The 12852-nt window shown below is 70.5% G+C and carries 13 protein-coding genes; 7 read left to right on the forward strand and 6 right to left on the reverse strand.

Annotated features, from left to right (window positions below; genetic code table 11):
* Positions 1-13 precede the first annotated feature (13 nt).
* Together FB390_RS15305 and FB390_RS15310 are read left to right on the forward strand one after the other, a co-directional pair.
* Complete coding sequence (locus FB390_RS15305) at positions 14-877, forward strand: GNAT family N-acetyltransferase (RefSeq protein WP_141809549.1); 864 nt, start codon at positions 14-16, stop codon at positions 875-877.
* A gap of 112 nt (positions 878-989) precedes the next feature.
* Positions 990-2777, forward strand: coding sequence for a penicillin-binding transpeptidase domain-containing protein (locus FB390_RS15310; protein WP_141809550.1), 1788 nt, complete (start codon positions 990-992; stop codon positions 2775-2777).
* A gap of 70 nt (positions 2778-2847) precedes the next feature.
* Here the strand turns inward: FB390_RS15310 and FB390_RS15315 are convergent, their stop codons facing one another.
* Both FB390_RS15315 and FB390_RS15320 read right to left on the reverse strand, forming a co-directional pair.
* Positions 2848-3189, reverse strand: a complete 342-nt coding sequence (locus FB390_RS15315) for a peptidoglycan-binding domain-containing protein (RefSeq protein WP_246124035.1) — start codon at positions 3187-3189, stop codon at positions 2848-2850.
* Between the two features lie 105 nt (positions 3190-3294).
* Positions 3295-4431: a BTAD domain-containing putative transcriptional regulator gene (locus tag FB390_RS15320; RefSeq protein ID WP_221639271.1), complete on the reverse strand. Its 1137-nt coding sequence runs from the start codon at positions 4429-4431 to the stop codon at positions 3295-3297.
* Between the two features lie 231 nt (positions 4432-4662).
* On the opposite strand from FB390_RS15320, the gene FB390_RS15325 reads away from it, so the two are divergent.
* A complete protein-coding gene (locus FB390_RS15325) occupies positions 4663-5985 on the forward strand; it encodes a serine/threonine-protein kinase (protein ID WP_141809552.1) in 1323 nt (440 codons plus the stop codon).
* Positions 5986-5988: 3 nt separating this feature from the next.
* On the opposite strand, the gene FB390_RS15330 is transcribed toward FB390_RS15325, so the two are convergent.
* On the reverse strand, positions 5989-6495 hold the full coding sequence (locus FB390_RS15330) for a peroxynitrite isomerase (protein WP_425465907.1): 507 nt from the start codon (positions 6493-6495) through the stop codon (positions 5989-5991).
* Between the two features lie 141 nt (positions 6496-6636).
* Here FB390_RS15330 and FB390_RS15335 point away from each other — a divergent pair, with 141 nt between their 5' ends.
* The gene (locus FB390_RS15335; RefSeq protein WP_246124036.1) at positions 6637-7233 is read left to right on the forward strand and encodes a P-loop nucleotide/nucleoside kinase family protein; all 597 of its coding nucleotides are present in this window, start codon (positions 6637-6639) and stop codon (positions 7231-7233) included.
* 134 nt (positions 7234-7367) lie between these two features.
* The gene (locus FB390_RS15340) at positions 7368-7802 is read left to right on the forward strand and encodes a DUF4254 domain-containing protein (RefSeq protein ID WP_246124037.1); all 435 of its coding nucleotides are present in this window, start codon (positions 7368-7370) and stop codon (positions 7800-7802) included.
* Between the two features lie 79 nt (positions 7803-7881).
* Here FB390_RS15340 and FB390_RS15345 read toward each other — a convergent pair whose 3' ends face one another.
* The 3 genes from FB390_RS15345 to FB390_RS15355 form a co-directional block, all read right to left on the reverse strand.
* Complete coding sequence (locus FB390_RS15345) at positions 7882-8373, reverse strand: ImmA/IrrE family metallo-endopeptidase (RefSeq protein ID WP_141809554.1); 492 nt, start codon at positions 8371-8373, stop codon at positions 7882-7884.
* 143 nt (positions 8374-8516) lie between these two features.
* Positions 8517-9908: an APC family permease gene (locus FB390_RS15350; RefSeq protein WP_141809555.1), complete on the reverse strand. Its 1392-nt coding sequence runs from the start codon at positions 9906-9908 to the stop codon at positions 8517-8519.
* A gap of 83 nt (positions 9909-9991) precedes the next feature.
* On the reverse strand, positions 9992-10852 hold the full coding sequence (locus tag FB390_RS15355) for a helix-turn-helix domain-containing protein (protein WP_141809556.1): 861 nt from the start codon (positions 10850-10852) through the stop codon (positions 9992-9994).
* A gap of 156 nt (positions 10853-11008) precedes the next feature.
* Between FB390_RS15355 and FB390_RS15360 the strand changes: the two genes are divergently transcribed.
* On the forward strand, positions 11009-11659 hold the full coding sequence (locus FB390_RS15360) for a TetR/AcrR family transcriptional regulator (RefSeq protein ID WP_141811792.1): 651 nt from the start codon (positions 11009-11011) through the stop codon (positions 11657-11659).
* Entirely contained in the window at positions 11656-12831 is a 1176-nt protein-coding gene (locus tag FB390_RS15365) for an FAD-dependent oxidoreductase (RefSeq protein ID WP_141809557.1), read from the forward strand. The genes FB390_RS15360 and FB390_RS15365 overlap by 4 nt, the downstream gene beginning before the upstream one ends.
* The last annotated feature ends 21 nt before the right edge of the window (positions 12832-12852 follow it).

Here is a 12852-nt window from a genome sequence, read left to right on the forward strand (position 1 = left end):
CAGGCTGTCGATTGTGCGGAGTCTGCTGGAGCCGACGCGAAGAGCGAAGTACGCCCCCGCGCGTCAGCTCGCCAACCGGGATCTGGCGCAGGTCCTGCGAGTGCTCGACAGCGATCCGGTCGCCTCGTGCATGATCGCGGCCCGATTGCAGGAATACGGGCTGGACGCCCGGGGCGGGCACGGTGAGCTGTGGAGCCGCGGCGGCCCCGCCGAATCCCTCTGCTTCTCCGGAGCGAACCTGGTGCCGCTGCGCGGCGACAACGACGCGTTGCGCGCCTTCGCCGACCGCGCGACGCGCTGGCCGCGGATCTGCTCCTCGGTGGTCGGCCGCCAAGAGCTCGCGCTACCGCTGTGGGAGATGCTCAGCGACAGCTGGGGCCCGGAGCGCGAACTGCGCGGCGCCCAACCGCTGCTCGCGCTCGGCCAGCCCGCGCTGGCCACGGCCGACCCGCAGGTGCGCAGGGCGCGACCGGACGAGCTGGACCGCTACCTAAGCGCGGCGATCGCCATGTTCATCGAGGAGGTCGGCGTCGACCCGAGGGCGGGCGACGGCGGCCGCGGCTATCGGCGCCGCATTCAGAATCTCATCGAATCCGGCCGTGCCTGGGCGCGTTTCGAGGACGGCGAGGTGGTCTTCAAGGCCGAGGTCGGGTCGCTGTCCCGGCGCACCGGCCAGATCCAGGGCGTGTGGGTGCATCCGGACCGGCGCGGCAAAGGCGTCGGCACCAGCGGCACCGCGGCGGTGGCCAACGCGGTGGTGGCCTCCGGGCGCACCGCGAGCCTGTACGTGAACGACTTCAACACCGTGGCCCGCCGCGCCTACGGCCGCGTCGGATTCCGTCAGATCGCGACGTTCGCCACCGTCCTGTTGGACTGAACGGCTTACCGGACACAGGTAGCTCACGCGGCCGGGAACGACACCACCCGATCACCCGAGAAACGGTGCGCCGCAGGCATTTGCCCGCCAGTGGCCAGTACCATCGGCAGCGATGTCGACACGCATGTTGATTCCGCTGGCCGTCGCGGTGCTCGCCGCCGCGGCCGCGGGCTGCTCGGCCGGTCCGCAGGGCCCGGCGCCCGCGGCCGACGCCTTCGTCGCCGCCTTCGCCGAGAACGATCTCACCGCCGCCGCCGAACTGACCAGCCAGCCCGAGAAGGCCACTGCCGCATTGGCTTCCGCGTGGCAGAACCTACAGGCGGAGGAACTGACCGCGCGCACGGGCGCGGCCCGCGTCACCGGTGACACCGCGACCGTCGACTACACCTACGAGTGGCGGCTACCGAAGGACCGCACCTGGACCTACACCGGCCAGTTGCAGATGGGCCGCACCGGCGGCCGCTGGATGGTGCGGTGGACGTCCTCGAACATCCACCCCGAACTCGGCGACACCCAGACCATGGAGCTGCGCGCGAACCCGGCCCCGCGCGCCAGGGTGAACGAGCAGTCCGGCAGTGATGTCCTGGTGCCCGGCAAGGTCTCTCGCGTCGCTTTCACCGCGGCCGACGCCGCCGATCCCGCCGCGGTGTCCACCGCGCTGTCGCGAGCACTGCTGCGTTTCGACGAGCGCCTCACCCCCGAGACCATCCTGAAGGCCGCGCGGAACACCGACGGCGCCTACACCGTGCTGCTGCTCACCGAGATCGAATACAACCAGGTCGGCTCGGAACTCATCGGGCTGCCCGGTGTGACGCTGACCCAGGAGTGGGACATGGTGGCCACCGACCGCAGGTTCGCCCCCGATCTGATGACGCAGGTACGCCAGACGGTGATCGCCGAGGTGGACGGCAAATCGGGTTGGAGCGTGGTGACCATGAACGCCAACGGCGCCGACACCGCCGTGCTCACCGAGGTGCCCGCGCAACCGGCGCCGTCGTTCGCGCTGAGCATCGATCGCTACGTGCAGAACGCCGCCCAGCGCGCGGTCGACCTGCGCACCGAGCAGACCATGATGGTCGTGCTGCGCCCCTCCACCGGCGCGATCCTCGCCGTCGCGCAGAACACGGCGGCGGACCGGGACGGGCCGGTGGCCACCATCGGCCAGTATCCGCCCGGCTCGGTGTTCAAGACGGTGACCGCCGCCGCGGCCATGGCCGAGGGACTCGCCACGCCCGACACCGTGCTGCCCTGTCCGAGCAGCATCGTCATCGGCGAGCGCACCATTCCCAACTACAACCATTTCACCGTCGGCAACGTGCCGATGGCCACCGCCTACGAACGGTCCTGCAACACCTCCTTCGCCAAGCTCGCCAGCCAGCTGCCCGCCGACGCGCTGGCGGTGACGGCCGCGAAACTCGGGGTTGGCCAGGACTATTCGGTGGTCGGGCTGCCCACCGCGTCCGGATCGGTGCCGCCCGCCGACGATCTGGTGCAGCGCACCGAGGACGGGATCGGGCAGGGCAAGGTGGTGGTCAGCCCGTTCGGCATGGCGGTGATGGCCGCGACCATCGCGCACGGCTCGGCGCCCGTGCCGTACCTGATCGCAGGGCGGCCCACCGCCGTCGAAGGGGAGCGGCCCGCGATCGCGCCGGAGGTGATCGAGGGCTTGCGCGCGATGATGCGCAAGGTCGTCACCGGCGGCACCGCCGAGCGCATCGCCGATCAGGGCGAGGTGTACGGAAAAACGGGTGAGGCCGAGGTCGATGGCGGCTCGCACTCGTGGTTCGTGGGCTACCGCGGCGATATGGCCTTCGCGACATTGCTGGTCAAGGGCGGCAGCTCGGACCACGCGGTCGCGGTGACCAGAGATATGTTCGCCGCGCTACCGACCGGATACTGACGGCGGCCACCCGGCGTGCCCGACGACGCCGGGCCACCGGGCGGCACGCGCCGGTGCGGCGCCCGCGAGATCAGTAGAAGTACAACGCCGTCCACGTATCCGGCCCGACCACGCCATCGATCTTCAGGCCGTGCGCGGACTGGAACTTCTCGACGGCCTGCTCGGTGTCCGGCCCGAAGGCGCCGTCGATCTTCACCGGGTAACCGTGCAGGTGCAGCAGGCACTGGGCCTGCCGGACGGCGTCGCCGCTGCTTCCCCTGCTGAGGGTCGGGTGCGAGTCGCCGTATCCGCAGCCCTTGGCGCGCTCGGCGGGATCGCTGTCCCTCGGGGCCGGGGCGGCCCACGCGGGCGCGGTCGCCGTCAGTAGTCCGGCGGCGAGGGCGGTGGCGGCGATCAGGGTACGAAAAGTCATGGGAACCATCCATTGTCGAGTGCTAAGGACCGGGAGCGGTGCTCCCTGCCGCCAAGCTATGGCCCTCGCCTTCGGCGAATCTCGAGACTTTCTGCAATCGCCTGGTCAGGCCGGTGACGCGGGCTCCTCGTTGGCCCCGTACCGCAGCCGCGTCGAACCGACCCGGATGACGTCGCCGTCGCTGAGCGCGGTGTCGGCGCGGATCGGCACCTCGTTCACGTAGACCCCGTTGGCCGAATCCCGGTCCCTGATGAAGATCCCGTCGTCGCGGTGCAGGATCCGCGCGTGCTTGCGGCTGACCCGCGCGTCGTCGAGCACGATGTCGTTGTCGGACTCGCGGCCGATCCGCAGCCCCGAGGGCGGCACCGGGATTCGCTCGCCGTCGCCGACGCGGAGCCAGGCCCTGCGTCGGATGTTCGGCAGGTCGCGGGTGGTGGCGCCGCGGGTGGACGGTGTCTCCGCCGGCACCCGGTGGTTGCGCACCGCGTCCTCCAGGTCCACGGTCTCCGGCTGCGGATCGGCGCCGAGCTCGCGCACCAGGTTGCGGCGCAACCGCAGGCAGGCGGTCAGAGCGTCGGCTTGCCGTCCGGACACGTACAGCGCCTTGATCAGCAGCCGCCACACCCGCTCGTCCACGGTGCGTTCGGCGGTCGTCGCGGTCAGCTCGCCGATCACCGCGCTCGCGCGCCCGTCGGCGATGTCGGCGGCGATCCGGTCGACGAGCACGTCGTGCCTGCGCTCGGTCATGTCGGTGGCGAAGTTGGCGGCGAAGGCGAGTTCGTCCAGTCCGGTCAGTGGCGCGCCGCTCCACTCGTCCAGCGCCGCCGCGAAACACGCTGCGGCCGTGCGGGAGTCGCCGTCGCGTGCGGCCGCCGCGCCGCGGGCGCGCGCCGCCTCGAAGCGGCCGACGTCGCACTGCTCGTCGGCGATGTCGAGGAGATAGCCCGCGTCGACGGTGCGCAGGACGTCGCGATCCGGAATTCCGGCCCCGCGCAGGACGGTACGCAGGTTCGACACGTACGCGTAGAGACCGTCCATGGCGCGCGGCGGCGGGTCGTCGCCCCAGACCGCCTCGAGCAGCACGGTTTTCGGGACCGCCCTGCGTCTGTTGACGACGAGCACGGCGAGCAGCGCGCGCGGCTTCGCGCCGGACAGCGCGATGTGATGGCCGTCGACCAGCAGCCGGACCGGCCCGAGTATTCGCACGTCGACCGAGGGCCGATCGGGACCGGCGGTGGCCACGGCACATCCCTCCCAACTACACTGCGCGCCAAGTCGTCTCGCGAAGGAAGCCGACGGTGAGTGGGTTCAGCATACGCATCGCCCACCGTCGGCGGCTGGCTCTCGCGGGTCGAAACAGCTTCGTGGGCGGCGGGCTTCCGCACGGATGCCGGGCGGAGCGGCACGGGTGCGGGGCTGTACGGGCGGAGCGCCGATCGCACGGACGCGGTGGCACAGGGAGGTGCGCGGAGGGTGGTCGCTTCGGAGTTGATGCCGGGCTCGGTGTTCGCGGGTCATCTGATCGAACGACGGCTCGGTTCCGGCGGAATGGGCACGGTGTATCTCGCCAAGCATCCGACGCTGCCGATGCGGGTGGCGCTGAAAGTGGTCGGCGCGGACCGCGACGATCCCGAGTACGCCGCGCTGTTCCGTCGCGAGGCGCGGCTGGCGGCCGGTCTCGATCATCCGAACATCGTGGACGTCAAGGACTTCGGCGAGGAAGACGGCAGGCTGTGGATGTCCATGCGCTACGTGCCCGGCGGTGACCTCGCCGCACTGATTCGCGCCCATCGCTCGGGCGTCGAACCCGGCCGCGCGGTGCGCATCGTGACCGAGGCGGCCAGGGCCCTCGACTACGCGCACGAACACCACGTCGTGCACCGGGACGTGAAGCCAGCCAACATCTTCGTCACCCCCGGTGACGGGGGTGCGGACCGGGTACTGGTCGGAGATTTCGGCATCGCGCGCCGGACGGACCCCGCCGCCACCCAGACCGAGACGGGTGTCCGGGCGTTCACCGAGTCCTACGCGCCGCCGGAACAGCGCACCGGCGGGCGCGTCGACCGGCGCGCGGACGTCTACGCGTTGGCCGTCACCTGCTACGAACTGCTGACCGGCCGACTGCCCGCCGCGATGATCGCCGATCGGGAACCGCTGCCCGAGAGCGTCGGCGCGGTGCTGGCCAAAGCCACGAAGGACGATCCGGACGAACGGTACGAGTCGTGCGGCGAGTTGGCCGCGGCGCTGGCCGGGGCGGTGCGGGCCGAGCCCAAGCGTGGCTTCGGTACGCGCGGGCGGGTGGCGGCGGCCGCGGGCGTGGCGGTGGCACTCGTCGGCGCGGCCGTGTTCTTGTCGGTGCGTGCGGATTCCGGCTCCGGAGCGCTGTCCGAGCCGACGGGCGCGGCCGGCGTCTCGCCGCGCTGCTACTTCACCACCGAGGCGCCGAGTGGCGCGGGATACCACGTCGTGCTGCCGACCACGAACGATGGCGGACGCCGCTGCATCCTGTCCTACGTCGACTCCCATCCCGGCGGCCCCAACGCGCAGCGGGCCGCGCCGATCGAGGGCGTGCGGGCGCTCCAGGACGCGCTGCGCCGGTGCTATCAGCGGGAACTGTCGGACGCCGACGGCTTCTACGGCACCGCGACGGGCCTGGCCGTGCTGTACGCGCAGGATCTGCACGGCATCGACAAGGACGGCGTGTTCGGGCCGCAGACCTCGGGCGCGATGCGCTGGCCGCGCTACCGCGACGCGGGTGGCGAGTTCGAGTCCTGTGTGGCGGTCGGCCCGCCGTGACGGTCAGGCGCGGTGCAGGGTCGCGGCCAAGTGGTGGGTCAGCGGTTCGCCGACCGCGGCCATCCGCAGCGTGTAGTCGATGGTGTCGCCCGCGATACGGAACGACCGGCCGAGCGCCGTCACCATCTTCGCCGTGCTGCTGCGGCCGATGCTGGTGGAGTCGAACTCCATGCGCACCTCACCGTCGGTGATGGTGAGCCCGCCCTCGCAGATCTCGGTGATACCGGTCGGGTGGGCGAGGATCAGCTCGACGTGGTCGGGCCGCGGGCAGCGCAGGTAGCCGGTCTCGGCGTGCATCGACCTGCTGCCGTCGGCCGCGCGGGTGCGCTGGCGATAGGTGAGGAACGGGCGGCCCAGGTGGCCTAACCGTATCTCCTCCAGGTAATCGAACGGTTCGATGGTCGGGTACTCACCGTGCCCGCCGCCGCGCCAGGTGCCGAGCAACGAGGCGAGCGGTGCGATATCGGGATGGGGAGCGACGGACGGTAGGGGATCGACCACGGCGGACAGCCTAGACCCGTGTCCGCCGCCTCGCTCCCCGAGTCCCGAAATTGCACCGACCTGGCCTTCCGGACGGCGAGCCGAAAGACGCGCGACGGCCGCGTGCGCTCGCCACACCGGATCCGAACGCGATGCGTAACCTCGGACCGTGTGGGGAAGGCAGACATGCTCGGCCACGCCGTCCGACGACCGCGACTGGTCGTCGTCAGCGGCCCGCCCGGCTCGGGGAAGACGACCTTGGCGCACGCGCTGGGCCGCGCCGTCGGGTGGCCGGTGATCAGTCGTGACGAGATCAAGCAGGGGATGGCGCACGCCGATCCCGCGTTCGAGCCTGCGCCGGAGGACGAGCTCGCGCTGCGGACCCTCGACACCTTCTTCGAGGTGCTCGCCGTGCTGGCGCGCGCGGGCGTCGACACGGTGGCGGAGGCGGCTTTCCAAGATCGTCTGTGGCGGCCGGGGCTCGAGCCGCTGGCGGCGCTTGCCGATTTCCGGTTTCTGCACTGCGTCGTGGACCGGGACGTCGCGGTGGATCGCATCGCCCGCCGCAGGCGCGAGGAGCCGCTGCGGCGCGTGCATTCCGCGCCCGGCGAACCGGATCCGGCGGCGCTCGCCGCCCGGCACGACGCGTTCCAGCGGGTGCGGCTGGAGGGGCCCGCCCTCGAGGTGGACACGACGGTCGAGTACCGACCGGGGCTGGGCGAGATCGCCGCTTTCGCGAAGAATGCGCGGATCATCGATATCCGGTGAACCGCCGCGGGATTCGGCCGCGGGGTGGTACACCTCTGATGTGCCTGGCACGCGGGCAGGGCGGGCGGACCGCTTGTCCGCTTCCCGCCGCGGCGCGGCTCCGGAATCATGGTGGCGCGGGGAGGCGGTGCGATGTGACGACCGACAACTGGATGGTGCCGGGCAAGGAGCAGCTGGTCGCGGCCTGCCGCGGGTTTCCGCACGACGACCACCCGATGCTGGACGCGGCGGGCGAGCTGGCGCAGCTGCACGCGCTGCGAGAGCGCACGCCGGCCCGCGAGGTGGCGAAGCTGGACCGGCGTCGCGTCCAGCTGGTCCGCGCCATCGACCGGTGGATGACGCTGGCGACGCCGGTGCCCGGCGGCGCCGCGCACGCGCACAGCGAGACGGTCGGGAGGATCGTGGACCGGCTCGCCCAGCTCACCACGCAGGCGTGGGTGCCGCTGGCGGCGGCGCCGGACCCGGTGTTCTACGACGCGTGGACGCAGGTCGTCGAACTCGCCGACGTCTACCAGGATCTGGTGGACGCGCTGCGAGCCGGAACGCGCCGGGTGCCGGATGGTGTTTGAGCGCCCGTGCTCGACGAACCGATGGCCGCCCCGCAGGACTCAGCGCTCTACGGATTCAGTGCCCCGCGCCCGACAGATTTCAGCGCCCGCGTCCGAAGAGCCGGAACCCGCGCCCGCGCCGCTGCGGCAGCGTCGCGTACACCATCGTCATATCGGCGAACACCTCCGCCTCCTGCTCACGCTCCGCGCCGAACTCGTTGCGCCCCAGCACATGCTGCGCCGCCATCGAGGGCAGCAGCGCGGCCAGCTTCGGTGACATCGGCGCGGCGGCCTCGGAGTCGTCCTTGCCGTGTCCGAGCAGCATGTGCCCGATCTCGTGCAGGATGATGTGATCGGCGTTGCGCTCGGTGGCCTCGGCGTCGTAGACGATGATGTCGTCGTATTTGCGGGCGACCCACAGACCTTTGCCGCGACAACCGTTTTCGGCGAGCATCTCGGCGGGCACCGGTCGCAGCGAGATGGAGCGCCCCCGGTGCGCGGCCACCTCGGCCAGGTAGGCGTTGAGGTTCCACGGACTGGGCAGCGGCACCGTCCGGTTAGCGTCGCCGAAACGGGCTTCCATGCTGGTCATCGGCGCTCACTCTACCGACACCGCCGCGCCGCGTCATCCCGGTGATCGGTCACACGGCGGCCGTGATCGATTGTGGCCGACCGCGTTCCGCACACCCGGTCGGCGCGCCTACCTGCGCGAACGTCGGCGTACTCGGTCCAGGATCAGGCCTCCGGAGTCGGCGCCGCGGTCCTCGGCGGCGTGCCCCGCTGGGAGCGGATCGCCAGCTGGTTCAGCAGCCACAGCGCGACGCCGATGGCGAGCAGCACGCCGGCGATCAGGTACTGATCGGGGTTGCGTTCGGTGAACGGCGTGACGAGGAACCCGCAGGACAGCGCCCCCACCACGGGCAGCACGGTCGGCGTGCGGAAATGCTTGTGCTCGACGGGATCCCGGCGCAGCACCAGCACCGCGACGTTCACCACCGTGAACACCGCGAGCAGCAACAGCGCGGTGGTGCCGCCGAGTTCGGGCACCTCGCCGACGAACGCGATCAGGCCGAGCGCCAGCAGTGTGGTGAAGACGATCGCGACCTGCGGCGTCCGCCGCCGGACGTGCACCCGGCCGAACGCTTGCGGCACGACGGCTTGCCGCGCCATGCCGTAGAGCAGTCTGCTCGCCATCAGCATGTTGATCAGCGCCGAATTGGCCACCGCGAACATGGTGATGAACGCGAACACGTGCGTCGGGAATCCGGGCGCGCCGACCTCGACCACCTTCAGCAGCGGGGTGTCGCCTTCACCGAGTTGCTCGGTGGGCACCAGCGCGACGGAGGTGATCGAGACGAGCACGTAGATCGTTCCGGTGATGAGCAATCCGGTCAGCAGCACCTTGGGGAAGATCCGATTCGGTTCCTTGCACTCCTCGGCCATGTTCACCGAGTCCTCGAAACCGACCATCGCGTAGAAGGCGAGCGTCGTCGCGACGATCACGCCGCCGAGCGCGCTGCGGTCGCCGGTCTCGAATTCGGTGATGCGTCCGAAATCGCCGTTGCCGAAGCCGAGCGCCCACAGCCCGATCGCGATGACGATCAGCAGGCCGGTCAGCTCGACGCAGGTGAGCAGCACGTTCAGTTTGACGCCCTCGCTGACGCCGCGCAGGTTGATGGCCGCGATCACGGCCATGAACGCCAGCGCGACGGCGGTGATCGCGATGCCGGTGCCGACTTCGAAGTCGAAGGCCTCGGCGAAGTTCGCGGCGAACGCGCGCGAGGCGGTGGCCGCCGAGGTGATGCCGGAACTCAGCACCGCGAACGCGACCATGAAGGTGAAGAAGTGGATGCCGAACGCCTTGTGCGTGTACAGCGCCGCACCCGCGGCGTGCGGGTACTTGGTGACGAGCTCCAGATAGCTGAACCCGGTGACCAGCGCGACGAGGAACGCGACGACGAACGGCACCCACACCGCGCCGCCCACCTCGGCGGCGACCCGCCCGGTGAGCGCGTAGATGCCGGTGCCGAGAATATCGCCGACGACGAACAACAGCAGCAGTCCCGGCCCCATCACCCGGTGCAGACTGGGTTCGGGCGTGGCGGGTTCGGCGGACACGTCGGCCATCGGAGACTCCTGTGCGCGGTTGCGGATGGGATCCTGGAGTACCCATTCTTCCGGCGCGACAGTCGCCGGAACACCGGAGAACGCTAGCTCATCCTTGCGGCGATCTCCTCGATCAACGCGACGGAATCGCGCGGGCTCAGCGCCATGGCCCGGAGCTGATCGAAGATCACCCCGAAGCGGCGGACCTCGTTGTGGCCCTCCACGAGTGTGTCGCCCGCGATGCCCTCCACGTACACGAGTTCGTTGTCGTCGGGGTTCTCGAAGTCGAGCAAGGTGAACGAGCCCGCCATGCCGGGATGCGCGCCCGCGTTGAACGGAAGGATCTGCAGGATCACGTTCTTGCGCTTGCTTTCGAGCAACAGCTTCTCCAGCTGCCCGCGCATGGTCTGCGGGCCGCCGACCTCCCGGCTGATCGCCGCCTCGTCCAGCACCACCCACAGTTCGAGCGGCTTGTCCTTGTCGAGCACCGCCGCCCGGTTCAACCGGGCATGGACGCGGCTTTCCATGATCGCGGTCTCGACCTTCGGCATGGACGTGTCGATCACCGCGGCCGCGTACTGCTCCGTCTGCAAAAGGCCTGGGATGTAGGAGGTTTGGTAGTGGCGCGCGGAAAGCGCCTCGGATTCGAAGTTGATGTAGGCCGCGTAGACCTCGGTGAGATTGGCCTCCCACGGCCGGGACATGCCGGGTTTCTGCGCGTCCGATAGGAGCTCCAACGCGTACCTGCGCCGGTCGGGATCGACCTCGTAGATGTCGAGCAGCGTGTTCAACGTCCGGCGCTGCGGACGGGCCTGGGCCTGTTCGATCCGGTACAGCGTCGTCACATTGATCCCGGTGCGGGTGCTGACTTCCTCTTTGCTGAGTCCGACTTTGTCGCGCATCTCGGTCAGCAGCGCCGCGAGTCGGCGCAGGCCGGCGGTGAGAACCGTGCGCTTACCCGCCATACCGCAATTCCTTTCGTGGTGACAGCGCCTCAGCCTACCGTCGTGTTCTTCGTGTTTTCGGCCGTTTTCGGCGCGATCGAGGTTGCGTATCGGTCGCTTGTCGCCTTCAATGTAAGTAAGTGGTTACTTACAGCCTGGTTCGAGAAGTGGAGAGCAGTGAGCGGGACATCGCGGGAACGGATCATCGCCGAGGCGCTGCGGCTGTTCGGCGAGCAGGGTTTCGCGCGGACGTCCGTGGCCCAAATCGAGCAGGCGGCAGGGCTTTCCGGCGGATCGGGGGCGCTGTACCGGCATTTCCGGTCCAAAGACGCGCTGCTTGTCGAGGCGGTCCGCACCCGGCTGACCGAGCGCGCGGAATGGGAGGCGTTCCTCGATCCGGAGTTCTCGTTCGTCGCGCTGCTCGACGCGGCGATGCCTGGCGGGACGGTCGTCGACCGGCTCGTCGCGCTGTGCCGCGTCGGTCTGGAGCGGCTGGACCACGATCGGGACGTGACCCGGATCCTGTTGCGCGACAACTCGATCGACCCCGGAGTGCTGGAAGTGTTCCAGCGCGAGGAGTACGGCGTGGTGATGTCGGTGGTGACGCGGGCGCTGGCGCAACTGGCCGGACCGGGCGGCGGCGAGCAGGACTGGACGCCCACCGCCGCCGTACTGGTCGGCGCACTCGCGCACTTCTGGCTGATCACCGACATCTTCGACGGCGACCATCCGGCGTCCGTCGACGCGGACGAATACCTGCGTGCCACTGCGGAGCTGGTCGCCGCCCGGCTGGACCGGGCGGGCCACCGAGGAGAGGAAGCACCGTGAACACACACATCACCGTCATCGGCGGCGGCTTGGCCGGTCTCACCGCGGCCATCGCCTGCGCCGAGGCAGGCGTGCCGGTCCGGCTGCACGAGGCGCACCAGACGCTCGGCGGCCGCGCACGGGCGACGGCCGCCCCGTACGTCGCGCACGAGGGCGCGCACGTCTTCTACGCCGACGGACCGCACTACACCTGGTTGAAGAAGCGCGGTTTCGTCGCCGACCTCGGCTGGCCCTCGCCCGCGGACGCGACGAAGCTGGGGTTCCGCCTCGACGGCCGCCTCCGGCGACTGCCGCCCGTCCGGATGCTGCGCGCCCAAGCGCGGCTGCGGCTCACCGCACCCGTGGACGTCGACTTCCGTACCTGGGCGGCGGGCCGCTGGGGCGAGGCGACGGCGGAGCGGATGGCGAACGCGATCAGCGTGGTCACCTACGACGCCGACACCGGCCGTCTCTCGGCCGCGTTCGTATGGGAGCTGTTCCAAAGGGTGTTCAGCGCGCCCATCCCGGCCGTGCGCTGGGTGCGCGGCGGCTGGCAGCGCGTGGTCGACCGGATGGCGGCGCGCGCGACGGAACTCGGCGTCGTCGTCGAAACCGGTTCGCGGGTGGACGAATTGCCGACCGACGGACCGGTGATCGTGGCCACCGACGTGCACGCGGCCCGCGTCCTGCTCGGTGACGACAGCCTGACCTGGCCCAGCGGCTACTGCGCCCTGCTCGACATCGCCGTCACCGCCGACGGCCGCGACCGCTCGCTCGTGTTCGACCTCGACGAGGGCGGCTTCCACGAGAGTTACACCATGCAGGACGACACCATCGCACCCGCGGGGGAGTCGCTGTTCCAGCTCCAGATGCCGGTGCGCGAGGGCGAATCCCCGCGCGGCGCGCACCAGCGGTTGCAGGACTTCGCCGACCTGTGCGTGCCGGGTTGGCGCGACCGCGTCACCTTCCAGCGCACCGCCACCGCCAAGAACCGCACGGGCGCGGTGGACCTGCCCGGCTACACCTGGCGCGACCGACCCGCCGTCGATCGAGGTGGCGACGTCTATCTCGCGGGCGACATGGTGGCGGCCCCTGGGATGCGCGGTGAGATCTCGATCAACAGCGCCTTGCTCGCCGCGCGCGGGGCGACCGCCGCGTTGCGCTCCGGCGCCTCGGCCGTAGTCCGGCCGTAAGTGCCCGCAGCCGTGGGGATC

Origin of the sequence: Nocardia bhagyanarayanae, assembly GCF_006716565.1 — a bacterium.
Taxonomy (GTDB): domain Bacteria; phylum Actinomycetota; class Actinomycetes; order Mycobacteriales; family Mycobacteriaceae; genus Nocardia; species Nocardia bhagyanarayanae.

What these genes read in the sequence shown, in the direction of transcription:
- FB390_RS15315 (WP_246124035.1), bottom strand. Translation starts at nt 3,189, where the DNA reads ATGACTTTTCGTACCCTGATCGCCGCCACCGCCCTCGCCGCCGGACTA.
- FB390_RS15350 (WP_141809555.1), bottom strand. Translation starts at nt 9,908, where the DNA reads ATGGCCGACGTGTCCGCCGAACCCGCCACGCCCGAACCCAGTCTGCAC.
- FB390_RS15310 (WP_141809550.1), top strand. Translation starts at nt 990, where the DNA reads ATGTCGACACGCATGTTGATTCCGCTGGCCGTCGCGGTGCTCGCCGCC.
- FB390_RS15345 (WP_141809554.1), bottom strand. Translation starts at nt 8,373, where the DNA reads ATGACCAGCATGGAAGCCCGTTTCGGCGACGCTAACCGGACGGTGCCG.
- FB390_RS15355 (WP_141809556.1), bottom strand. Translation starts at nt 10,852, where the DNA reads ATGGCGGGTAAGCGCACGGTTCTCACCGCCGGCCTGCGCCGACTCGCG.